The sequence below is a fragment of the Klebsiella sp. FDAARGOS_511 genome (assembly GCF_003812845.1).
GTDB classification, from domain to species: domain Bacteria; phylum Pseudomonadota; class Gammaproteobacteria; order Enterobacterales; family Enterobacteriaceae; genus Klebsiella; species Klebsiella grimontii.
The window spans coordinates 1,034,188-1,054,632 of sequence record NZ_CP033824.1; the positions used below are offsets into that span (position 1 = coordinate 1,034,188).

The following is a 20,445-nucleotide window of genomic DNA, read 5'->3' on the forward strand; positions in this document are numbered from 1 at the left end:
GACAAACGGGTAGCCCGGATAAGCGCAGCGCAGTCCGGGGATACGAAGCAGCATAAAGAGAGAATATAAGATGTTTCATCGCTTATGGACGTTAATCCGCAAAGAGCTGCAGTCGCTGTTGCGCGAGCCGCAGACGCGGGCGATTTTGATTATGCCGGTGCTGATCCAGGTGCTGCTGTTCCCCTTTGCCGCCACGCTGGAGGTGACGAACGCCACCATTGCCATCTATAACGAAGACAACGGCAAGCACGCCGTGGAACTGACCCAGCGCTTCGCCCGCGCCAAAGCCTTCACCCACATTCTGCTACTGAAAAGCCCGCAGGAAATAAGACCAACTATCGATGAACAAAAAGCGCTATTGGTCGTGCGTTTCCCGGCAGATTTTTCGCGCAACCTCGACACCAACCAGACCGCCCCGCTCCAGCTTTTGCTGGACGGGCGCAACTCTAACAGCGCGCAAATTGCTGCGAACTATCTCCAGCAGATCGTCAAAAACTATCAGCAGGACCTGCTGGAAGGTAAAACTAAACCGAACAATAGCGAGCTGGTGGTGCGCAACTGGTATAACCCGAATCTCGATTACAAATGGTTCGTGGTGCCGTCGCTGATCGCCATGATCACCACCATCGGCGTTATGATCGTCACCTCGCTCTCCGTTGCCCGCGAGCGCGAACAGGGCACGCTCGACCAACTGCTGGTCTCGCCGCTGGCAACCTGGCAAATCTTTATCGGTAAAGCGGTCCCGGCGCTGATCGTCGCTACCCTGCAGGCAACCATCGTGCTGGGGATTGGCATCTGGGCCTATCAAATTCCGTTTGCCGGCTCATTGCTGCTGTTTTACTTCACGATGATCGTTTACGGCCTGTCGCTGGTAGGATTCGGCCTGTTGATTTCGTCGCTGTGCTCCACGCAGCAGCAGGCGTTTATCGGCGTATTCGTCTTTATGATGCCGGCGATCTTGCTCTCCGGCTACGTTTCGCCGGTGGAGAATATGCCGGTATGGCTGCAGAACCTGACGTGGGTAAACCCGATACGTCATTTCACCGATATCACCAAGCAGATCTATCTGAAGGATGCGAGTCTGGAAATCGTGTGGGGGAGTTTGTGGCCGCTACTGGTCATAGCGGCCACCACCGGCTCAGCGGCGTATGCGATGTTCCGAAGAAAGATCGCGTAATACTCGTCATCGTTCGAACCACAACTGCGTTGGCTCGCCTTGCTCCCCCAGTCACATAGTTATCTATGCTTCTGGGGATTCGCTGCGTTGCCGCCTTGTTGTAGCCCGAACGATTTAGCGTATCTGTTTTTATCTTTCGCGAGCAGTGAAACCACCGCCGGACCTGCCAGTATTGCCAGCCCGGCGAGGGCCAGCAGCAGGTTATTGTGCAGTACACGCGACAGCAGCCACAGCACGATCACCGCGGTACCGAAGTACCAGGTAGTGGTGAGTTCCTCAAGGAAATCACCGACGTCGCGCCAGCGCTCATCGTGATGGCGCTGCAAAAACAGCATCGACACTAACGTGACGCCGTACAGTACGCACAAACCTAATCCGACGCGCACCAGCGCGCCGCTCATCCAACCCATCACCAGTACTGCCACGACCAGTAGATGCAACATAATCTGCCAGCAACTAAGACCCGTTGCGACGCGTACACGTTGTTGCCACTTCATGGCTTCTCTCCTGAAGGATTTTTCTCTGCTACTCAGAGTACCGCACTTTACGGAAAATTCCGTATCACCGCATCTTTTTGTGACCTCTACTACACTATTTCCTACAGGAAAGTGACATTGCCCAGAGAAATAAGGACGAACAAATGCCGCGATTTTCGTTAAACGTGCTGACAATTAACACCCATAAAGGCTTTACTGCGTTCAATCGCCGCTTTATTTTGCCCGAATTACGCGAAGCGGTGCGCAGCGTCAGCGCCGACATTGTTTGCCTGCAGGAGGTGATGGGGGCGCACGAAATTCATCCGCTGCATATCGAAAACTGGCCGGATACCACCCACTATGAGTTTCTCGCCGATACCATGTGGAGCGATTACGCATACGGCCGCAACGCCGTTTATCCGGAAGGACATCACGGCAATGCGGTACTTTCCCGCTTTCCCATTGAACATTATCAAAATCTCGATGTTTCGGTGGGCAACAGCGAAAAGCGCGGGCTGCTTTACTGCCGCATTGTGCCGCCGGAAAGCGGGATCGCTATCCATGTGATCTGCGCGCATCTGGGGCTGCGTTCTCATCAGCGCCAGGCCCAGCTGACGATGCTGGCGGAGTGGGTGAACGGTTTACCCGCGGGCGAACCGGTAGTGGTGGCCGGTGATTTTAACGACTGGCGGCAGCAGGCTAACCGCCAGCTTAAAACCCAGGCCGGGCTGGAGGAGATTTTTACCCGCGCCAGAGGGCGTCCGGCGCGAACTTTCCCGGTCAGCTTCCCTCTGCTGCGCCTCGACCGCATCTACGTAAAAAACGCCTATGCCAGCCAGCCAAAGGCGCTGGCGTTAAAACAGTGGCGTCATTTGTCCGATCATGCACCGCTTAGCGTGGAGATACATCTGTGAAATGCAGCTGGCAGGAAGGAAACCGCATTCGGCTATTAGAAAATGGCGATAACTATTATCCGGCGCTGTTTGCCGCCATTGGTCGCGCGCAGCAGCGGGTGATCCTGGAATCCTTTATTTGGTTTGAAGATGACGTCGGCAAACAGCTCCATGCCGTTCTGTTAAAAGCGGCCCAGCGCGGCGTCCGCGTCGAGGTGTTACTGGACGGCTACGGCTCGCCGGATCTGAGCGAAAGCTTTGTGGGCGAGCTGACGTCGGCTGGCGTGATTTTTCGCTACTACGACCCGCGCCCGCGACTGCTCGGCATGCGCACTAATTTATTCCGCCGCATGCATCGTAAAATCGTGGTGATCGACGACGTAACCGCCTTCGTTGGCGGAATTAACTACTCCGCCGAGCATATGACCGATTACGGTCCGGAGGCCAAACAGGATTATGCCGTGCAGGTCGAAGGACCGGTGGTGCTCGATATCCTGCAATTTGAACTGGAAAACCTGCCCACCAATGAGGCGACCCGCCGCTGGTGGCAGCGGCGTCGGCATAAGCCTGAAATCAACCGCAACCCCGGCGAGGCCCAGGCGCTGTTTATCTGGCGGGATAATCAGGATCATCGTGACGATATTGAACGTCACTATCTGAAGATGCTGACCACCGCCCGCCGGGAAGTGATTATCGCCAACGCCTACTTTTTCCCCGGCTATCGCCTGCTGCACGCCATGCGCAACGCTGCCCGACGCGGCGTGCGCGTCAAGCTTATCGTGCAGGGCGAACCGGATATTCCCATTGTCAAATTCGGCGCGCGCCTGCTCTATCACTATCTGGTTAAAGGCGGCGTGCAGATTTTCGAATACCGCCGCCGTCCGCTGCACGGCAAAGTGGCGCTGGCGGACGACCACTGGGCCACCGTCGGCTCCAGCAACCTCGACCCGCTCAGCCTGTCGCTGAATCTGGAAGCTAATCTGGTGATTCACGACCGCGAGTTTAACCAGACGCTGCGCGATAATCTCAATGGCTTAATCCTTAACGACTGCCGCGAGGTCGATAAGCGCATTTTGTCGAAACGCACCTGGTGGCGGCTCGGTATTAGCGTGCTGGCGTTCCACTTCCTGCGCCACTTCCCTGCCTGGGTCGGATGGCTACCGGCCCATACGCCGCTGCTGTCGCGGGTTCAGCCCCCGGTACAGCCGGAGATTGAAACTCAGGATCGCGTAGACCCGGAAAATCAGGAGGTGAAATCCTGATGGCGAAATCTCACCCTCGCTGGCGGATGGCGAAAAAAATCATGACGGTGCTCTTTTTTATCGCCGTCGTCGTTCTGCTGGTGGTCTACGCCCAGAAAATTGACTGGCAGGACGTGTGGAAAGTGATTCGCGATTACAACCGTATGGCGCTGCTCAGCGCCATCGGGTTAGTTATCGCCAGCTACCTGATCTATGGCTGCTACGATCTGCTTGGGCGCGCTTACTGCGGCCACAAGCTGGCTAAACGCCAGGTAATGCTGGTGTCATTTATTTGCTACGCCTTTAACCTGACGCTCAGTACCTGGGTGGGTGGGATTGGTATGCGCTATCGGCTGTACTCGCGCCTCGGCCTGAGCGGGGCGACCATTACCCGAATTTTTTCGCTGAGCATTACCACCAACTGGCTGGGCTATATTCTGCTCGGCGGCATTATTTTTAGCTCCGGTATGGTGAAGGTTCCCGATCGCTGGTATATCAGCCAGTCGTCGCTGCAAATTCTGGGCGTCGTTTTACTGCTGATTTCCGCGTTTTACCTGTGGGCCTGCGCCTTTGCTAAAAAGCGCCATCTGACGATAAAAGGTCAGCGGCTGGTTCTGCCGTCCTGGCGCTTCGCGATATTGCAGATGGCGGTTTCCAGCCTGAACTGGATGGCGATGGGGGCGATTATCTGGCTGCTGTTGGGGCCGCAGGTGGACTATTTCCTCGTGCTCGGCGTACTGCTGGTCAGCAGCATTGCGGGGGTTATCGTGCATATTCCGGCAGGCATTGGCGTACTTGAGGCGGTGTTTATCGCCATGCTTTCCGGGGAAGAGATTTCGCGCGGCGCGATTATCGCCGCCCTGCTCGCCTACCGCGCGCTGTACTACTTCCTGCCGCTGCTGCTGGCGACCATCGGCTACCTGATTCTGGAGAGTCGGGCGAAACATCTGCGGGAGAAAAACCAGCGCAAGCTGGCGGGAGAAAAGTAAAAAAAGCCCCGGTCGCGAATGCTGACCGGGGCTGCAGGTTCACCACCGTCTGAGATCCAGTAGCCCGGACAGATGCGCAGCATCGCCTTCGGGAACGAGTTAACGACGATTGCCGAAAATGCGCAGCAGCATCAGGAACAGGTTGATAAAGTCCAGATACAGCGTCAGCGCCCCAAGAATCGAGTATTTACGCAGCGTTGATGCATCGCGAACGTCAATCTGCTCGCCGATGTTTTTCAGCTTCTGGGTGTCATAGGCGGTCAGACCGACGAATACGATAACCCCGATGTAGGTCACCGCCCACATCAGCGCTTCGCTCTTCAGCCAGAAGTTAACCAGTGACGCCAGCAGGATACCGATCAGCGCCATAAACAGCATGTTGCCGAAGCCGCTCAGGTCGCGTTTAGTGGTATAGCCGTAAAGGCTCATCACGCCAAACATCCCGCCGGCCACCACGAAGGTACTGGCAATCGACGAGTAGGTATAAACGATGAAAATACTGGAAAGCGTTAGCCCGGTGAGCGCCGAATAGAGCATAAACAGGGTGGTCGCCATTCCCGCGCTCAGCCGCTGCACCATGCCGGAGAGCACGAATACCAGCCCCAGCTGAGCGATTATCAGGCCGAAAAAGGTTATTTTACTGGAAAAAACAAACATCATCACCGCAGGGGTGTTGGCCGCAAACCACGCGATAAACGCCGTGAGCAGTAGCCCGACCGTCATCCAGCCGTACACCTGCGCCATAAAAGTTTGAAGTCCGCTGCGACCCTGTACGATCGCCCCGGAACGAGGATATCTATCCATGACTGTCTCCTGATTAACGAAATTTATCTTCTAAGCGTACCACACTACCAGCGTTCTGCCGCTTCACGGTCGCTATCTCGCGCATCAACCCAGCGCTCGCCTTCCGGCGTCGCCTCGCGCTTCCAGAACGGCGCGCGGGTTTTCAGATAATCCATAATAAACTCCCCCGCCGCAAACGCGCTGCCGCGATGGGCGCTGGTGACGCCAACAAAAACAATCTCTTCTCCGGGCCACATCTCGCCGATACGGTGAATCACCGTGACCCGCCCCAGCGGCCAGCGCTCGCGCGCCAGCTCAACGATTTCCGCTAGCGATTTTTCAGTCATCCCCGGATAGTGCTCAAGGGTCAGCGCTTTCACGCTGTCGCCAAGGTTGTGGTTGCGAACCTTACCGGTAAAGGTCACCACCGCGCCGTCTTCATCGAGCTCGGCCAGCCAGGGGTATTCGTCGCCGACCTTAAAGCGGTCATGGCTGACGATAATACGCGTCTGCGTCATCTTATCCTCCGGTAACCGGCGGGAAAAACGCCACTTCATCACCGGCCGCCAGCGGATGATCGAAGGTGGTCAGCGTCTGATTTACCGCCGCCAGCAGTTTGCCCTCTTCCAGCGCCAGCGCCCAGCGGTCGCCGCGGGCGATCAGTTGCTGGCGAACGGCTTCAACCGTGGAAAGCCCGTGCGGATCGAGCGTCAGGGAATCGGTGCCGAGCAGTTCACGCACCTGAGCAAAAAAAAGAACCTTAATCATGGCTATCTTCCACTTTAAAATCGCCGGACTTGCCGCCGCTTTTCGCCAGCAGGCGCACCGGGCCAATCACCATATCTTTCTGTACCGCTTTGCACATATCGTAAATCGTCAGCGCGGCGACAGAGGCGGCGGTCAACGCTTCCATCTCAACGCCGGTTTTCCCGGTCAGGCGGCACAGGGATTCAATGCGCACCCGGTTATACTCGGGCTGCGCCTGCAGATTGACCTCAACTTTGCTCAGCATCAGCGGATGGCACAGCGGAATAAGCTCCCAGGTGCGCTTTGCCGCCTGGATCCCGGCGATGCGCGCGGTGGCGAAGACATCGCCTTTGTGATGGCTGCCGTCGATGATCATCGCCAGCGTCGTAGCCTGCATCTCAACATAGGCCTCGGCGCGCGCTTCGCGAACCGTCTCCGCTTTCGCCGAAACATCGACCATGTGCGCTTCGCCGGCGGCGTTAATATGGGTCAGCTGTGACATAAATTACTTCTTAAGGTGAGAGATAAAGTTGCACGGACGCGTACGCGCATCGAGCTGCGGCGCAATAATATTGTCCCACGCGGTACGACAGGCTTTGGTTGAGCCAGGCATCGCAAAAATCAGCGTACGGTTGGCGATCCCGGCAACAGCGCGGGACTGCAGGGTCGAGGTACCGATCTCTTCGAATGAGAGCATGCGGAACACCTCGCCGAAGCCTTCGACTTCGCGGTCAAACAGCGGCAGCAGCGCTTCCGGCGCCTGGTCGCCGTCGGTAAAGCCGGTGCCGCCGGTAATCAGCACCACCTGCGCCTCATCGCCGGCAATCCACGCCGATACCTGGGCGCGAATAGCGTAGCGGTTCTCTTTCACAATCGCCTTATCGACGATGACATGGCCTGCCTCCTCTGCCGCATCGCGCAGCCAGTGGCCGGAGGTGTCGTCCTCTTCGCCGCGTCGGCTGGAGACGGTGAGAATAGCAATACGGGTCGGGATAAACTCAGCGCTGGCCTGGCTCATCTGATCGCTCCTTAAAATGAATTATCCGCCGATATACGACAGGTTCTGCGTAATACCGGTGTTGCCCTGATGCAGGAAATGAGTTTGCTTTTTGTGCGTTAACGCCTCGGATATGCGCGCCTCCAGCGCCGGCTGCTGCTGCTCATCGGCGAGAAGATCGCGCAAGTCGACGCCGCCTTCGCCGAACAGGCACAGGTGCAATTTACCCACGGAAGAGACGCGCAGGCGGTTGCAGGTGGCGCAGAAATCTTTTTCATAAGGCATGATCAGGCCGATTTCCCCGGCATAGTCCGGATGGCAAAACACCTGCGCCGGGCCGTCGCTACGCTGGCGGATCTGATGGATCCAGCCGCGGCGCAGCAGCTCATCGCGCAGCACCATGCCCGAGATATGATGGCGGCGGAACAGATCGCTGCTTTCGCCGGTTTCCATCAATTCAATAAAACGCAGCTGAATGCGGCGCGGCTGGATCCACGCCAGAAAGGTGTCGAGCTGGTGATGGTTAACGTCGCGCATCAGCACGGTATTAACCTTCACTTTTTCGAAGCCAGCGGCAAAGGCGGCATCAATGCCGTCCATCACCTGACGAAACTTGTCCTGCCCGGTGATGGCGTGAAACTGACGCGCATCGAGGCTGTCCACGCTGACGTTAATCGCCGTCAGCCCGGCATCGCGCCAGCTTTCAACATCCCGCGCCAGCCGGTAGCCGTTGGTGGTGACCGCAATCTGGCGAATGGAGGGATTTTCCCGCACGGCGGCGATGATGTCGGTAAAATCGCGACGCAGCGAAGGCTCACCGCCGGTCAGGCGTACCTTTTCCGTCCCCAGGGCGGAGAATGCGCGAGTGACGTGACGAACCTCATCGACGCTGAGGAAGCCTTTATTGGTGACGGCGCCGGGCTTATAGCCATGGGGCAGGCAGTAGGTGCAACGAAAGTTGCAGACGTCGGTAATTGATAAGCGCAGATAGTAAAACTTCCGCGCATATGCATCGGTAAGCTGTGAAGCCATAGACACCTTTCCAAATACGGGAGACGCGGTCATTTCTTTCCGCGCCCTGGTGGCAACCGAAGTTGTCACGGCCAAAGCACCATATCTTTTGACACAGGCACAGAGGCTAGAGTGTTAACGGGTTATGCCGATAGTAGCGCTTTAATAACGGTTTCGCCATTTCCGATTTCGTTATATATTCAATTACATATCGCTACGATCGCGCATTTTCGCTACAGAATAGCTAAAAACCACGCTTTTGCATTGATGTCGGTCAGTTTGTCAGGTCCCGCCCATCGTCTTTTAGGGGTAGATCGGTTACTGTGAGCCCGATTAATTGTTATAAAGGATTTTTATGCGCAATCGTACTTTCGCCGATCTTGATCGCGTTGTGGCTCTCGGCGGCGGGCACGGCCTGGGCCGGGTGATGTCATCCCTCTCTTCGCTCGGTTCACGCCTTACCGGCATCGTCACCACCACCGATAACGGCGGCTCTACGGGACGCATTCGTCGCGCGGAAGGCGGTATCGCCTGGGGCGATATGCGCAACTGTATTAATCAACTTATCGCTGAACCTAGCATAGCGTCAGCGATGTTTGAGTACCGTTTTAGCGGCAACGGCGAACTTTCCGGGCATAACCTCGGTAATTTGATGCTTAAGGCGCTGGATCACTTGAGTGTCCGGCCGCTTGAAGCGATCAATTTGATCAGAAATCTCCTTAAGGTTGACGCGTTTCTGATCCCGATGTCGGAACAACCGGTCGATCTGATGGCTATTGACCACGAAGGGCATGAAGTCTACGGCGAAGTGAATATCGATCAGCTTGCCAGCGTGCCGCGCGAGCTTATGCTCTCGCCGCCGGTCCCCACCACTCGCGAAGCGATAGAAGCCATCGCCGAAGCCGACTTAATCCTGATTGGCCCCGGCAGCTTCTATACCAGCCTGATGCCGATTCTGCTCCTCGATGAGATGGCGCAGGCGCTACGCCGCACGCCCGCGCCGATGGTATTTATCGATAACCTGGGCAAAGAGCACAGCCCGGCAGCCAGCCTGACGCTGGCGGACAGAGTGGCCATTATGGAAAAGCAGATCGGTAAACGGGTGATTGACGCGCTAGTTGTCGGCCCGAAGGCCGATGTCGCAGGGATTGAAAATCGGGTCGTCATTCAGACGCCCCTGGACGCCAGCGATGTGCCCTACCGCCACGATCGGCAGCTATTACGCCGCGCGCTGGATAAAGCGATTCAGGCATTAGGCTAATCCTCAAAACAGGCTTATTGTCGGGACAAAATCAGGCTGGCTTAAAATCTTAAGGTTGTCTTAAAAAAAAACGGGCAGCATAGCGAACATCTCTTTATGTGGACGTTCGCTATGTCGTTATTTTCTTTACGCCGGCCAATGCTTAACCGTACGGTCTATTTGATTCTTTTCGCCAGCTATATCGGTCTGGTGCTGAATATCGCTTTCTATCGCCAGGCGTTTACCCTGCTGCCGGTCAACGGTCTGCACAACTGGCTGGTGTTCCTCAGTATGCCGATTGTGGCCATCAGCGTGATGAATATCATCACCACGATAGCGTCGTTCCTGAAGCTTGACCGCCTCGTCATCAGCCTGTTTATTTTGCTGAGCGCCTCGGCCCAGTATTTTATCTGGACCTTCGGAGTGATTATCGATCGGGCGATGATCACCAATATTCTTGATACTACGCCCGCCGAAAGCTTTGCGCTTCTCTCAGGCAGAATGGTCCTGATACTGGGTCTCACCGGCGTGCTGGCGGTGGTCGCGGCCTGGTGGGTTAAAATCCGCAAACCGGCCACCCTGTGGCGCAGCGTGGCGGTAAGGCTGGTGAGCATCGTGGTTTCAGCGCTGCTGATTATTCTGGTCGCGGCATTTTTTTATAAGGATTACGCCTCGCTGTTTCGCAATAACAAAGAGCTGGTGAAGTCCCTGAGCCCGTCAAACAGCATTGTGGCGGTGAATTCATGGTATGCGCATAACAGAATGGACAATCTTCCGCTGGTCAAAATTGGCGAAGACGCGGTTCAGAAACCGGAGATGCGCAGCGGACCGCGGAAAAACCTGACCATCGTGGTATTAGGCGAAACCTCAAGGGCGGCCAACTTTTCCCTGAACGGCTACACCCGCGAGACCAACCCGCGCCTGAAACAGGATAATGTTATCTATTTCCCCGACACCACTTCCTGCGGCACCGCAACCGCGGTTTCCGTGCCGTGCATGTTCTCTAATATGCCTCGCGCCCACTATGATGAAGAGCTGGCGCACCACCAGGAAGGCGTGCTGGATATCCTGCAGCGGGCGGGAATTCAGGTGCAGTGGAATGATAACGACGGCGGCTGTAAAGGGGCCTGTGATCGGGTGCCGCACCAGAACGTCACCGATCTCAAGCTGAGCGGCCAGTGCATCGACGGCGAGTGCTACGATGAGGTGCTGTTCCATAACCTGGATAGCTATATCGACAATCTTCAGCAGGACGGGATTATTGTTCTGCACACCATCGGCAGCCACGGTCCGACCTACTACAATCGCTATCCGGCGCAGTTTAAACAGTTTACGCCGACCTGCGATACCAACGAAATTCAGAGCTGTACCCAGCAGCAGCTCACCAATACCTACGACAATACGATTTTGTATGTCGATTATGTGGTCGACAAAGCGATAAAATTACTCCAGTCAAAGCAGGATAAATTTACCACCAGCCTGGTGTATCTGTCGGATCACGGCGAGTCGCTTGGCGAGGATGGGGTATATTTGCACGGGCTGCCGTGGTCCATCGCGCCGGAGACGCAAAAACACGTCCCGATGCTGCTGTGGCTGTCCGCGGATTATCAACAGCGCTATGGCGTGTCCAGCCAGTGTTTGCAGCAAAAAGCGAAAACGCAAGCGTATTCGCAGGATAATCTCTTCTCCACCCTGCTCGGTCTGCTCGGGGTCAGCACCCGCGAGTACCAGGCAACAGACGATATCTTAACGCCATGTAGAGAGGCAGGCCGATGAAAATTTTAGTCATTGAAGACGATGCGCTCCTGTTACAGGGATTAATCCTGGCGATGCAAAGCGAGGGTTACGTCTGCGACGGCGTGTCAACCGCCCACGAAGCAGCGCTATCTCTGGCCAGCAATCACTATAGCCTGGTGGTCCTCGACCTCGGCCTGCCGGATGAGGACGGCCTGCACTTCCTGGCGCGCATGCGACGGGAGAAGTTCAGCCAGCCGGTGCTGATCCTCACCGCCCGCGATACCGTGGATGACCGCATCAGCGGCCTGGATACCGGCGCGGATGACTACCTGGTTAAACCGTTTGCGCTGGAAGAGCTTAACGCGCGCATTCGTGCCCTGCTGCGTCGTCACAACAATCAGGGCGATAACGAACTGACCGTCGGCAATTTACGCCTGAACGTCACCCGGCGACTGGTCTGGATCGGCGAACAGTCTCTGGATTTAACCCCCAAAGAGTACGCCCTGCTTTCTCGTCTGATGATGAAGGCGGGCAGCCCGGTGCATCGCGAAATTCTCTATAACGATATTTACAGCTGGGACAACGAACCGGCCACCAACACGCTGGAGGTGCATATCCATAATCTGCGCGATAAAGTCGGCAAATCACGCATCCGCACCGTTCGGGGCTTTGGCTATATGCTGGTTGATAACGCGGAGACCGAATAACGCTATGGCTTTTTTTGTCAGTGAAAACTGGACTATGCGTCATCGGCTGCTGCTGACAATTGGCGTTATTCTGGCCGTTTGTCAGCTCATCAGCGTGTTCTGGCTTTGGCATGAAAGCCAGGAACAGATACAGCTGCTGGTCGCCAGCGCCATCGAAGGGCATAACAATCAGAAGCATATTGAGCACGAGGTTCGCGAAGCGGTAGCCAGCCTGCTGATCCCGAGCCTGCTGATTATTGGCCTGGCGCTGTATATTTCCCTGCTGGCGGTTAAAAAAATCACCAGGCCGCTTTCCAGACTGCAGCTTGAGCTGGAAAGCCGCACCCCGGACAATCTGCAGCCTATCACGCTGAAGGAATCGGTTCCTGAAGTCACCGCGGTGACCACCGCGATTAATCAGCTGGTGTCCCGCCTGAATTTAACCCTCGATCGCGAGCGTCTGTTTACCGCCGACGTCGCCCATGAGCTACGCACGCCGCTGGCCGGGCTGCGTCTGCACCTGGAGCTGCTGGCGAAAGTGCACAACGTTAGCGTGGACCCGCTGATACAGCGTCTCGATCAAATGACCAACAGCATTTCTCAACTGCTTCAGCTGGCGCGCGTCGGCCAGTCATTCTCCGCCGGTAGCTATCAGCAGGTTGCGCTAAAAGAGGATGTTTTCGAGCCGCTGCAGGACGAGCTCGAAACGATGCTGCAGCAGCGCCAGCAAAAGCTGGTGTTCAGCGAAAAAGAGGGTGAAGCGGTGGTTTCGGGCGACGCCACGCTGGTGCAGGTAATCCTGCGAAATCTGGTGGAAAACGCCCATCGCTATAGCCCGACGGGGTCGACGATTAAAGTGTCGATAGCGCCCGGCCCAACGCCAATTCTGGCGATCGAAGACGAAGGCCCGGGAATCGATGAGGCGAAAAGCGGTGAATTAAGCAAAGCGTTCGTTCGCATGGACAGCCGCTACGGCGGTATTGGTCTTGGGTTAAGCATCGTCACCCGCATCGCCCAGCTGCACGACGCGCAGTTCTTTTTACATAACCGTCAGCCCGGCCCCGGCGTTCGCGCCTGGGTACTCTTCCCTAAAGCTTCGCGTCAGAACGTCAGCACCCACTGATGGAAAAAGGCAACGACAATAACAAACGCGCAGGTGACTGCCAGGTATTCGCGGAAGGTTAATTTTTGCATGGCGCTATCCTCAGTAAAGTGAGGATAGTTTCGCCAAACAAGATTAAGCCAACATTAAGCATCAGGGAAAATCGCGACAGAGGTGCAATAAATAACCAAAGCATTCCGGCCACCTCGTTTTGTCGCAGGGCCCGCTTTTCTGTCGGGTGGCGGCTAGCGCCTTACCCGACATGCGAACAACACATCCCGTCCATCACCCCGAAGACCCGTAAGGTCCTGGCGATTACTCCGCTACGAAGCGGCGATAAACAGCTCGCGCAACTGGTGAAGCTGGTCGCGAATTTGCGCCGCCTCTTCGAACTCCAGGTTCTGCGCGTGCTGCATCATCTGCCCTTCCAGCTCGTGAATCTTCTGCTGAAGCGCCTTCGGCGTGAGGGCGACCGTATCCGCCTCAACCGGTGAGCGGGACTTGCCGCGCCCCTTGGTTTTGGTTTTCGCGATATTCTGTCCAAGCGCCAGAATGTCGACCACTTTCTTGTTGAGCCCCTGCGGAACAATGCCGTGCTCTTCATTGTACGCCTGCTGCTTCTCACGGCGGCGCTCGGTTTCACCGATCGCTTTCGCCATCGACGGGGTGATTTTATCGCCGTAGAGAATCGCTTTGCCGTTGATATTTCGCGCCGCGCGGCCAATGGTCTGAATCAGCGAGCGTTCAGAGCGCAGGAAGCCTTCTTTATCAGCATCAAGGATCGCCACCAGCGAGACTTCCGGCATATCCAAACCTTCACGCAGCAGGTTGATGCCCACCAGAACGTCAAACTCGCCGAGGCGCAGGTCGCGGATAATCTCCATGCGCTCCACGGTGTCGATGTCCGAGTGCAGGTAGCGAACCCGCTCGCCGTGCTCTTCCAGATATTCGGTTAAATCTTCCGCCATCCGTTTGGTCAGCGTCGTGACCAGCACGCGCTCGTTGATCGCGGTGCGGATGCGAATTTCCGAGAGTAGATCGTCGACCTGGGTGCCCACCGGACGCACTTCGATAACCGGATCCAGCAGCCCCGTAGGACGGACGACCTGATCCACCACCTCGTCGCCGGATTTATCCAGCTCATAGGCCCCCGGCGTCGCCGATACGTAGATAGTTTGCGGCGCCAGGGCCTCAAACTCTTCAAACTTCATTGGCCGGTTATCGAGCGCCGACGGCAGACGGAAACCGTACTCCACCAGCGTCTCTTTACGCGCCCGGTCCCCGCGGTACATGCCGCCGATTTGCGGGATCGTAACGTGGGATTCATCAATCACCAGCAGACCATCGGCCGGCAGGTAGTCAAACAGCGTCGGCGGCGGCTCGCCCGGGCCGCGGCCCGACAGGTAGCGCGAGTAGTTTTCAATCCCCGAACAGTAGCCCAGCTCGTTCATCATTTCGAGGTCGAACTGCGTACGCTGGCTCAGGCGCTGCTCTTCCAGCAGCTTGTTGTTCTCCAGCAGCACCTTACGCCGCTCCGCCAGTTCCACTTTAATCTCTTCCATCGCCTGGACGATACGCTCGCGCGGGGTGACGTAGTGGGTCTTTGGGTAGACGGTGAAACGCGGGATCGTCGACTCGATATGACCGGTCAGCGGATCGAATAGCGACAGGCGCTCAACTTCCTCATCGAACAGCTCAACGCGCAGCGCGACGTCGTCAGATTCCGCCGGGAAGATATCAATCACTTCGCCGCGCACGCGGAAGGTACCGCGCTGGAAGGTCTGATCGTTGCGGGTATACTGCAGCTCGGCCAGGCGGCGCAAGATAGCGCGCTGGTCAATGATCATGCCCACCGTCAGGTGCAGCATCATCTTCAGATAGAGGTCCGGATCGCCCAGGCCGTAAATAGCGGAGACCGACGCCACCACCACCACGTCGCGACGCTCCAGCAGGGCTTTGGTCGCCGACAGACGCATCTGTTCAATGTGTTCGTTCACCGACGCATCTTTCTCGATGAAGGTGTCCGAGCTTGGTACATAGGCTTCCGGCTGGTAGTAGTCATAGTACGAGACGAAATACTCCACCGCGTTCTCCGGGAAGAACTCTTTCATCTCGCCGTAAAGCTGCGCCGCCAGGGTTTTGTTCGGCGCCAGCACCATCGTCGGGCGCTGCAGGTCAGCAATAACGTTGGCGATGGTAAACGTTTTACCTGAGCCGGTTACCCCGAGCAGCGTTTGATGCGCCAGGCCATCTTCCAGCCCCTCTTCCAGGCGACGAATGGCTTCCGGCTGGTCGCCGGAGGGACGGAAAGCAGAATGCAGCTTGAACGGTTTACTCATCAATCAGAACCTGAAGAAGGGTTGAACGGCAGGTGTTTAATTCTACTCGTCAGCTCAGCTTTTGCCAATAAAAAACACTGGATATAAAGCCAGTGTCCTATTATCGTATCCGGTCTAATTGGCGCTTTTTACCGCCAACATGGGCAAATAAAAAGCGCTTTACGGGATAATCCGCCACTCTGTAGGGTTATCCCCAAAAAGTATTGTCATTTAACATTTGTCAAGCGAGGGGATGAATGTTTTATGGCAGCCGGTGACACTTTTCTTACAGGCATTGCTTTTATCTAATCAATTGATATTTAATAGAATTTAATAAAAGACGGGTTTCGCGCCAATTCGCCCGCAGGCCGCGTACTCTCTAGCTTACCGCAAGTTTTCTAACTCTAATGCACAAGGTTATCCACAGGAATAGTGGATAACTGTCTGCAGCCCATGACCCGTGCCACCCGCACAAAACCGATCGCCTCGGCAAAACCCGCCGCGAAAAAAATTAATTGAATTTTTTTTGCTGTTTATCGACGAAGAGTAGCGAGATTTTTGCACCACGTTTCAGCGCGCGGGCACCGGGAAAGTGCAAGGCCGATCCGCTTTCGCCCGGCAGCACCTGTATAGACCAGCAAATACCGAGAGTTCTTTTTCCTGGCAAGAGATTTGCAGAATCTTCTTGTCGCCTGCTATCCCAGGAAAGGAGAAAACGTCTATGTTGAGTCTACGTGCCGTGAATCACTATTACGGAAGCCAGCACACGCTGTGGAATGTCGACCTCGAGCTCAGGCCCGGTAAATGCACCTGCGTAATGGGGCTTCAGGGGATGGGTAAAACCACGCTCGTCAATTGCATTACCGGCCATCTGCCGGTGGCCAGCGGCAGTATGACCTGGCAGGACGGCGGATCGGCGCCCTATGATCTGATGCCGCTCTCCGCGCAGTCGCGCAGCGCCATCGGCATTGGCTACGTCCCGCAGGATAAACGGATTTTTTCACAGCTGAGCGTCGAGGAAAATCTGCACATCGCCCTCGCGGCGGGCGGTGAACCGGCATCAGCGGTCGCCGGAGAGATTTACGATCTGTTTCCCGAGCTGTACGCTCTGCGGCAAAGTAAAGGGATTACCCTGACCGCCGACGACCAGTATCAGCTGGCGCTGGCGAGAGCGCTGATAACCCGCCCGCGCCTGCTGATCCTCGACGAGCCCTCACGCGGCGGCGGCCAGCGTTTCCTGCACAAACTTGGGGATTTACTGATGCGTCTGAACCGCGATATTGGCCTGACGGTGCTGATCGCCGAACAGCATCTGCCGTTTATTCGCCGGGTGGCGGATCGTTTCTGTCTACTGCACTGCGGACGCAGCGTCGCTCAGGGCGACGTTAACCAGCTGGATACTCCACTGCTGGCGAAGTGGATGACGCCCGATCCAGCGCGCTGAGGTCGAGATACTGTCCCAGATCCTCACGCTGAACCGCATTCGCCAGCCACGGGATCTCGCCGAGCAACGGCGCGGGCAGTACGCGCTTCAACGTCGCCAGATACTCAGAGTGGCGCCTGCCCGGCGGCTGGATATCATTGGCTATCCAGCCCGCCAGCGGCAGCCCGGCCTGAAGCACCGCCTGAGCGGTAAGCATCGCATGGTTGATGCACCCCAGCTTAACGCCGACCACTAAAATCACCGGCAGCCGCTCTTCCCGTACCCAATCGGCAAAGGTCAGCGTCTGCGAAAGCGGCGTAAACCAGCCCCCTGCCCCTTCCACCAGCAGCCAGTCAGACAGCGCTTCCAGACCGCGCAGGCCTGCAGAGATCGCGGCGGCGTCGATCGGCCTCCCTTCTTCGGCGCTGATAATATGCGGTGACGTCGGCTCAGCAAAGGTGAACGGGTTGACCTGCTCGTAGCGTAGCGCCACCCGGCTATTGCGCTGTAAAGCCAGCGCATCCTCGTTGCGCAGACCCTGCGGCGTATATTCGCTGCCGGAAGCCACCGGTTTGTAGCCCGCGCTCTTAAATCCTTCGCGATTGGCCGCCTGCAGCAGAGCGCAGCTGGCGACGGTTTTACCCACCTCGGTGTCGGTGCCGGTAACGAAAAAACGTTTAATCACGTTCGATAACTCCTGTGAAAAGATGATACGTCAGCGGACACTGGCCCTGCTGCTGCGGCCAGGCGAGCTGAAGCTGCCTCAGCTTGCCGCGGCTGAGCGTAGCCGCGCCGCGCCCGTGGTGTAGATGGGTCGCGCCAATGCCTTTAAGCGAGCGCATCGCGCTGAGCGCGTCGGCAAACGGCAGCGTGATGGCGTGGACGTGGCCGCTGGCGCGGCGACCGGCCAGCGTCTGGCGCACCGCCTGCTCGCTGAGAAAACGGTTGGCGTGCGGCCGCGCATCGATGGCTCGCCAGGCCTGATTGAGCTCAGGTAAAGAACCTGACAGCAGCGTACTAAACGCGACGCGCCCGCCGGGCCGTACCACCCGGGACAGCTCATCAACGGCGGTAGCGAGATTGTCGCACCACTGAACCGCAAGATTGCTCCACGCCAGGTCAACACTACCGTCCGCCAGCGGCAGCGCTTCGATGTCGCCCTCCAGGTAGCGGTGCGCGCAGTTTCCGCGGCGGGCTTCCGCCAGCATGTCGACGGAAAGATCCAGTGCCGTCACCCGGCTCCCTGCATCGCGCCAGAAACGGCTTATGCTGCCGGGGCCGCAGCCCGCGTCCAGCACCTCAGGAAAGGTCTTGATATCCAGCTGTTCCAGCAGCAGAGAGGCACTTAGACGCTGTAATTCGTCGTGCTGGGTATAATGCCCCGCCGCGCGGCCAAACGCCGCCGCGATGGCGCGCTTATTCACCGCCGTCATGCAGCACCTCCAGCAGGCGAGCGATATCGGCAGACTTATGCGCGGCGGTCAGCGTCAGGCGCAGCCGCGCGCTGCCGGCGGGGACCGTCGGCGGGCGGATTGCCGTCGCCCAGCAGCCTTCCTCGCGCAGACGCGCCGCCAGCCGCAGCGCGCGCGCGTTATCACCGACGATCAGAGGCTGAATCGCGCTGCCAGAATCGGTGAGTTCACCGGGATAGTGGGACATTCCCCGGCGAAAGTCGGCGATATGGCCGGCCAGGGTTTCCCGCCGCTGCTGACCCTCGTCACTGCGAATCACGGCCAGCGCGGCGCTCAGCGCCACCGCTTGCGCCGGGGGCATGGCAGTGCTGTAAATCAGATGGCGGGCAAACTGCAGCAGATAATCCGCCAGCGCCTCGCTGCACAGCACCGCCGCGCCGCTGACGCCAAACGCTTTACCGAAGGTGACGATAAGCAGATCCGGGAGTATCTGCTGCGTATGGCAGCTGCCGCGCCCCTCTTCGCCGAGCGCGCCGATACCGTGCGCGTCGTCAACCAGCAGAAGCGCGCCCGCGACCCGCGACGCCTGGCAAACCTCCGCCAGCGGCGCGCTATCGCCGTCCATGCTAAAAATGCCTTCGGTCACCACCAGTTGCTGGCCAGTAAGCGGTTTCGCCAGCAACTCGTCAAGATGGCGGCAGTCATTGTGCTGAAAGCGTCGCAGCTGCGCCGGGCTCAGGCTGGCGGCTTCCAGCAGCGATGCGTGGCTGAGACGGTCGGCGACAATCCGATCCTCTTTGCCCGCCAGCGCGGCAATTACCGCCTGGTTCGCAGCAAAGCCGGAAATAAACAGCAGCGCGCGCGGATAGCCCAGCCAGTCGGCCAGCTGCTCCTCCAGCGCGCGGTGCGCCTCGCTATAGCCGCTGACGTGGCCGGAGCCGCCGCTGCCGACGCCGTAGCGCTCCGCGCCCTGCTGCCAGGCCTTGACGACAGCCGGATGCTGGCTGAGGCCAAGATAATCGTTGCTGGAAAAATTGAGCCAGCGCCGTCCTTCGCGGCTGAGCCAGCGTCCTGCGCCCAGCGTCACCGGTAGGCGACTGCGCAAGGCATCCGCCGCTCGCCGCTCCTCCAGCGCCAGCTCGATACGGTGCTGCCAGCTCATAGCGCCGCCGCGTTGTAATATTCCTCGGTATCCGGATTCATCAGCGCCTGCTCCAGGCGCTGCTGCTGGGCGTTATCGCCTTCCAGCACCGCGGTCTGCTGCGGGTTAATGCCCAGCTTGCGGAACAGCTGCAGGTCTTTGTCCTCTTCCGGGTTTGGCGTGGTCAGCAGCTTGCAGCCGTAGAAAATCGAGTTCGCTCCGGCCATGAAGCACATCGCCTGGGTCTGTTCGTTCATCTGTTCGCGCCCGGCGGAAAGACGCACGTGCGAGGTTGGCATCATGATGCGCGCAATGGCGATAGTACGAATAAAATCAAAGGCATCCACGTCGTCGTTGTCCGCCAGCGGCGTGCCTTTAACCTTCACCAGCATGTTGATCGGCACGCTTTCCGGCGGCGTCGGCAGATTGGCCAACTGCAGCAGCAGCCCGGCGCGGTCTTTAACCGTTTCGCCAAGCCCGACAATCCCGCCGGAGCACACTTTAATCCCGGCATCGCGTACCTTGTCGAGGGTATCAAGGCGCTCCTGGTAGGTGCGGGTGGTGATGATATTGCCGTAGAACTCCGGCGAGGTATCAAGGTTGTGGTTGTAATAATCCAGACCGGCGCCGGCCAGGCGCTGCGCCTGGCTATCGTTGAGCGTACCGAGGGTCATGCAGGCTTCCAGCCCCAGCGCTTTCACCCCTTTCACCATCTGCTCAAGATACGGCATATCGCGATCGTTCGGATTCTTCCACGCCGCCCCCATACAGAAGCGGGTTGAACCGGCTTGTTTCGCCTGTCGCGCCGACTCCAGGACCTGTTCAACTTCCATCAGGCGCTCGGATTCGAGGCCGGTTTTATAGCGCGCGCTTTGCGGGCAGTATTTGCAGTCTTCCGGGCAGGCGCCGGTCTTAATCGACAGCAGCGTGCTGACCTGAACCTGGCGCGGGTCGAAGTGCTGGCGATGGATCTGTTGCGCTTCAAACAGCAGGTCCAGAAAGGGTTTATTAAATAACTCAGTAACTTGCGACATTGTCCAGCGGAGGTGGTGAGCCATTAGCCTCTCCCAAG

The 20,445-nt window shown here is 57.6% G+C and carries 21 protein-coding genes and 1 riboswitch; of the genes, 9 read left to right on the top strand and 12 right to left on the bottom strand.

Annotated features, from left to right (window positions below):
• The first annotated feature begins 70 nt into the window (after window positions 1–70).
• Entirely contained in the window at window positions 71–1,177 is a 1,107-nt protein-coding gene (locus tag EGY08_RS06080; RefSeq protein ID WP_112165385.1) for an ABC transporter permease, read from the top strand.
• A gap of 59 nt (window positions 1,178–1,236) precedes the next feature.
• Here the strand turns inward: EGY08_RS06080 and EGY08_RS06085 are convergent, their stop codons facing one another.
• Entirely contained in the window at window positions 1,237–1,674 is a 438-nt protein-coding gene (locus tag EGY08_RS06085) for a YbhQ family protein (RefSeq protein ID WP_004130686.1), read from the bottom strand.
• A gap of 143 nt (window positions 1,675–1,817) precedes the next feature.
• Between EGY08_RS06085 and EGY08_RS06090 the strand changes: the two genes are divergently transcribed.
• Genes EGY08_RS06090 through EGY08_RS06100 form a run of 3 tightly spaced genes read left to right on the top strand, consistent with a single transcriptional unit; the run spans window position 1,818 to window position 4,776 of the window.
• Window positions 1,818–2,567: an endonuclease/exonuclease/phosphatase family protein gene (locus EGY08_RS06090; protein WP_004130684.1), complete on the top strand. Its 750-nt coding sequence runs from the start codon at window positions 1,818–1,820 to the stop codon at window positions 2,565–2,567.
• The gene (gene clsB / locus EGY08_RS06095) at window positions 2,564–3,808 is read left to right on the top strand and encodes a cardiolipin synthase ClsB (RefSeq protein WP_004135240.1); all 1,245 of its coding nucleotides are present in this window, start codon (window positions 2,564–2,566) and stop codon (window positions 3,806–3,808) included. Before EGY08_RS06090 ends, clsB begins: the two co-directional genes overlap by 4 nt.
• Window positions 3,808–4,776, top strand: a complete 969-nt coding sequence (locus EGY08_RS06100; RefSeq protein ID WP_004130682.1) for a lysylphosphatidylglycerol synthase transmembrane domain-containing protein — start codon at window positions 3,808–3,810, stop codon at window positions 4,774–4,776. The genes clsB and EGY08_RS06100 overlap by 1 nt, the downstream gene beginning before the upstream one ends.
• A 99-nt stretch (window positions 4,777–4,875) precedes the next feature.
• Here the strand turns inward: EGY08_RS06100 and EGY08_RS06105 are convergent, their stop codons facing one another.
• The 6 genes from EGY08_RS06105 to moaA all read right to left on the bottom strand — a co-directional run bounded on the left by EGY08_RS06105 (window position 4,876) and on the right by moaA (window position 8,335).
• Window positions 4,876–5,580, bottom strand: a complete 705-nt coding sequence (locus EGY08_RS06105) for a Bax inhibitor-1 family protein (RefSeq protein ID WP_004130681.1) — start codon at window positions 5,578–5,580, stop codon at window positions 4,876–4,878.
• 44 nt (window positions 5,581–5,624) lie between these two features.
• The gene (gene moaE / locus EGY08_RS06110) at window positions 5,625–6,077 is read right to left on the bottom strand and encodes a molybdopterin synthase catalytic subunit MoaE (protein WP_123828325.1); all 453 of its coding nucleotides are present in this window, start codon (window positions 6,075–6,077) and stop codon (window positions 5,625–5,627) included.
• Window position 6,078: 1 nt separating this feature from the next.
• On the bottom strand, window positions 6,079–6,327 hold the full coding sequence (moaD, locus tag EGY08_RS06115; RefSeq protein WP_004130677.1) for a molybdopterin synthase sulfur carrier subunit: 249 nt from the start codon (window positions 6,325–6,327) through the stop codon (window positions 6,079–6,081).
• Complete coding sequence (moaC, locus tag EGY08_RS06120) at window positions 6,320–6,808, bottom strand: cyclic pyranopterin monophosphate synthase MoaC (RefSeq protein ID WP_004130675.1); 489 nt, start codon at window positions 6,806–6,808, stop codon at window positions 6,320–6,322. Before moaC ends, moaD begins: the two co-directional genes overlap by 8 nt.
• Window positions 6,809–6,811: 3 nt before the next feature.
• On the bottom strand, window positions 6,812–7,324 hold the full coding sequence (gene moaB / locus EGY08_RS06125) for a molybdenum cofactor biosynthesis protein B (RefSeq protein ID WP_004130673.1): 513 nt from the start codon (window positions 7,322–7,324) through the stop codon (window positions 6,812–6,814).
• A gap of 21 nt (window positions 7,325–7,345) precedes the next feature.
• The gene (moaA, locus tag EGY08_RS06130) at window positions 7,346–8,335 is read right to left on the bottom strand and encodes a GTP 3',8-cyclase MoaA (protein WP_123828326.1); all 990 of its coding nucleotides are present in this window, start codon (window positions 8,333–8,335) and stop codon (window positions 7,346–7,348) included.
• Window positions 8,323–8,461, bottom strand: a riboswitch (molybdenum cofactor riboswitch). (Overlaps the previous gene by 13 nt.)
• A 208-nt stretch (window positions 8,462–8,669) precedes the next feature.
• Between moaA and yvcK the strand changes: the two genes are divergently transcribed.
• From yvcK to pmrB, 4 genes are all read left to right on the top strand, one after another.
• Window positions 8,670–9,575, top strand: a complete 906-nt coding sequence (gene yvcK / locus EGY08_RS06140; protein WP_123828327.1) for a uridine diphosphate-N-acetylglucosamine-binding protein YvcK — start codon at window positions 8,670–8,672, stop codon at window positions 9,573–9,575.
• A gap of 111 nt (window positions 9,576–9,686) precedes the next feature.
• Window positions 9,687–11,330, top strand: coding sequence for a phosphoethanolamine transferase EptA (gene eptA, locus EGY08_RS06145; RefSeq protein ID WP_087830011.1), 1,644 nt, complete (start codon window positions 9,687–9,689; stop codon window positions 11,328–11,330).
• Window positions 11,327–11,998 (top strand): two-component system response regulator PmrA, encoded by a 672-nt coding sequence (gene pmrA / locus EGY08_RS06150; protein WP_004130665.1) that lies wholly within the window; start codon window positions 11,327–11,329, stop codon window positions 11,996–11,998. The genes eptA and pmrA overlap by 4 nt, the downstream gene beginning before the upstream one ends.
• A 4-nt stretch (window positions 11,999–12,002) precedes the next feature.
• Complete coding sequence (pmrB, locus tag EGY08_RS06155) at window positions 12,003–13,100, top strand: two-component system sensor histidine kinase PmrB (RefSeq protein ID WP_004130664.1); 1,098 nt, start codon at window positions 12,003–12,005, stop codon at window positions 13,098–13,100.
• A gap of 302 nt (window positions 13,101–13,402) precedes the next feature.
• Here pmrB and uvrB read toward each other — a convergent pair whose 3' ends face one another.
• Window positions 13,403–15,418, bottom strand: a complete 2,016-nt coding sequence (uvrB, locus tag EGY08_RS06165) for an excinuclease ABC subunit UvrB (protein ID WP_123828328.1) — start codon at window positions 15,416–15,418, stop codon at window positions 13,403–13,405.
• A gap of 700 nt (window positions 15,419–16,118) precedes the next feature.
• Here uvrB and EGY08_RS06170 point away from each other — a divergent pair.
• Complete coding sequence (locus tag EGY08_RS06170) at window positions 16,119–16,841, top strand: ABC transporter ATP-binding protein (RefSeq protein WP_004135264.1); 723 nt, start codon at window positions 16,119–16,121, stop codon at window positions 16,839–16,841.
• Here EGY08_RS06170 and bioD read toward each other — a convergent pair.
• Genes bioD through bioB form a run of 4 tightly spaced genes read right to left on the bottom strand, consistent with a single transcriptional unit; the run spans window position 16,783 to window position 20,431 of the window.
• A complete protein-coding gene (bioD, locus tag EGY08_RS06175) occupies window positions 16,783–17,505 on the bottom strand; it encodes a dethiobiotin synthase (RefSeq protein ID WP_004130661.1) in 723 nt (240 codons plus the stop codon). The genes EGY08_RS06170 and bioD overlap by 59 nt on opposite strands.
• The gene (gene bioC, locus EGY08_RS06180) at window positions 17,498–18,253 is read right to left on the bottom strand and encodes a malonyl-ACP O-methyltransferase BioC (protein ID WP_004130659.1); all 756 of its coding nucleotides are present in this window, start codon (window positions 18,251–18,253) and stop codon (window positions 17,498–17,500) included. The genes bioD and bioC overlap by 8 nt, the downstream gene beginning before the upstream one ends.
• Window positions 18,237–19,394, bottom strand: a complete 1,158-nt coding sequence (gene bioF / locus EGY08_RS06185; protein ID WP_123828329.1) for an 8-amino-7-oxononanoate synthase — start codon at window positions 19,392–19,394, stop codon at window positions 18,237–18,239. The genes bioC and bioF overlap by 17 nt, the downstream gene beginning before the upstream one ends.
• Window positions 19,391–20,431 carry a biotin synthase BioB gene (gene bioB, locus EGY08_RS06190; RefSeq protein ID WP_049113316.1) on the bottom strand — a complete coding sequence of 347 codons (1,041 nt, stop codon included), beginning with the start codon at window positions 20,429–20,431 and terminating at the stop codon, window positions 19,391–19,393. Before bioB ends, bioF begins: the two co-directional genes overlap by 4 nt.
• Window positions 20,432–20,445: the final 14 nt, after the last annotated feature.

What these genes read in the sequence shown, in the direction of transcription:
- moaC (WP_004130675.1), bottom strand. Translation starts at nt 6,808, where the DNA reads ATGTCACAGCTGACCCATATTAACGCCGCCGGCGAAGCGCACATGGTC.
- EGY08_RS06100 (WP_004130682.1), top strand. Translation starts at nt 3,808, where the DNA reads ATGGCGAAATCTCACCCTCGCTGGCGGATGGCGAAAAAAATCATGACG.
- moaA (WP_123828326.1), bottom strand. Translation starts at nt 8,335, where the DNA reads ATGGCTTCACAGCTTACCGATGCATATGCGCGGAAGTTTTACTATCTG.
- EGY08_RS06090 (WP_004130684.1), top strand. Translation starts at nt 1,818, where the DNA reads ATGCCGCGATTTTCGTTAAACGTGCTGACAATTAACACCCATAAAGGC.
- moaD (WP_004130677.1), bottom strand. Translation starts at nt 6,327, where the DNA reads ATGATTAAGGTTCTTTTTTTTGCTCAGGTGCGTGAACTGCTCGGCACC.
- EGY08_RS06170 (WP_004135264.1), top strand. Translation starts at nt 16,119, where the DNA reads ATGTTGAGTCTACGTGCCGTGAATCACTATTACGGAAGCCAGCACACG.
- moaE (WP_123828325.1), bottom strand. Translation starts at nt 6,077, where the DNA reads ATGACGCAGACGCGTATTATCGTCAGCCATGACCGCTTTAAGGTCGGC.
- bioC (WP_004130659.1), bottom strand. Translation starts at nt 18,253, where the DNA reads ATGACGGCGGTGAATAAGCGCGCCATCGCGGCGGCGTTTGGCCGCGCG.
- uvrB (WP_123828328.1), bottom strand. Translation starts at nt 15,418, where the DNA reads ATGAGTAAACCGTTCAAGCTGCATTCTGCTTTCCGTCCCTCCGGCGAC.
- EGY08_RS06085 (WP_004130686.1), bottom strand. Translation starts at nt 1,674, where the DNA reads ATGAAGTGGCAACAACGTGTACGCGTCGCAACGGGTCTTAGTTGCTGG.
- yvcK (WP_123828327.1), top strand. Translation starts at nt 8,670, where the DNA reads ATGCGCAATCGTACTTTCGCCGATCTTGATCGCGTTGTGGCTCTCGGC.
- pmrA (WP_004130665.1), top strand. Translation starts at nt 11,327, where the DNA reads ATGAAAATTTTAGTCATTGAAGACGATGCGCTCCTGTTACAGGGATTA.
- pmrB (WP_004130664.1), top strand. Translation starts at nt 12,003, where the DNA reads ATGGCTTTTTTTGTCAGTGAAAACTGGACTATGCGTCATCGGCTGCTG.
- EGY08_RS06105 (WP_004130681.1), bottom strand. Translation starts at nt 5,580, where the DNA reads ATGGATAGATATCCTCGTTCCGGGGCGATCGTACAGGGTCGCAGCGGA.
- eptA (WP_087830011.1), top strand. Translation starts at nt 9,687, where the DNA reads ATGTCGTTATTTTCTTTACGCCGGCCAATGCTTAACCGTACGGTCTAT.
- bioF (WP_123828329.1), bottom strand. Translation starts at nt 19,394, where the DNA reads ATGAGCTGGCAGCACCGTATCGAGCTGGCGCTGGAGGAGCGGCGAGCG.
- moaB (WP_004130673.1), bottom strand. Translation starts at nt 7,324, where the DNA reads ATGAGCCAGGCCAGCGCTGAGTTTATCCCGACCCGTATTGCTATTCTC.
- bioB (WP_049113316.1), bottom strand. Translation starts at nt 20,431, where the DNA reads ATGGCTCACCACCTCCGCTGGACAATGTCGCAAGTTACTGAGTTATTT.
- EGY08_RS06080 (WP_112165385.1), top strand. Translation starts at nt 71, where the DNA reads ATGTTTCATCGCTTATGGACGTTAATCCGCAAAGAGCTGCAGTCGCTG.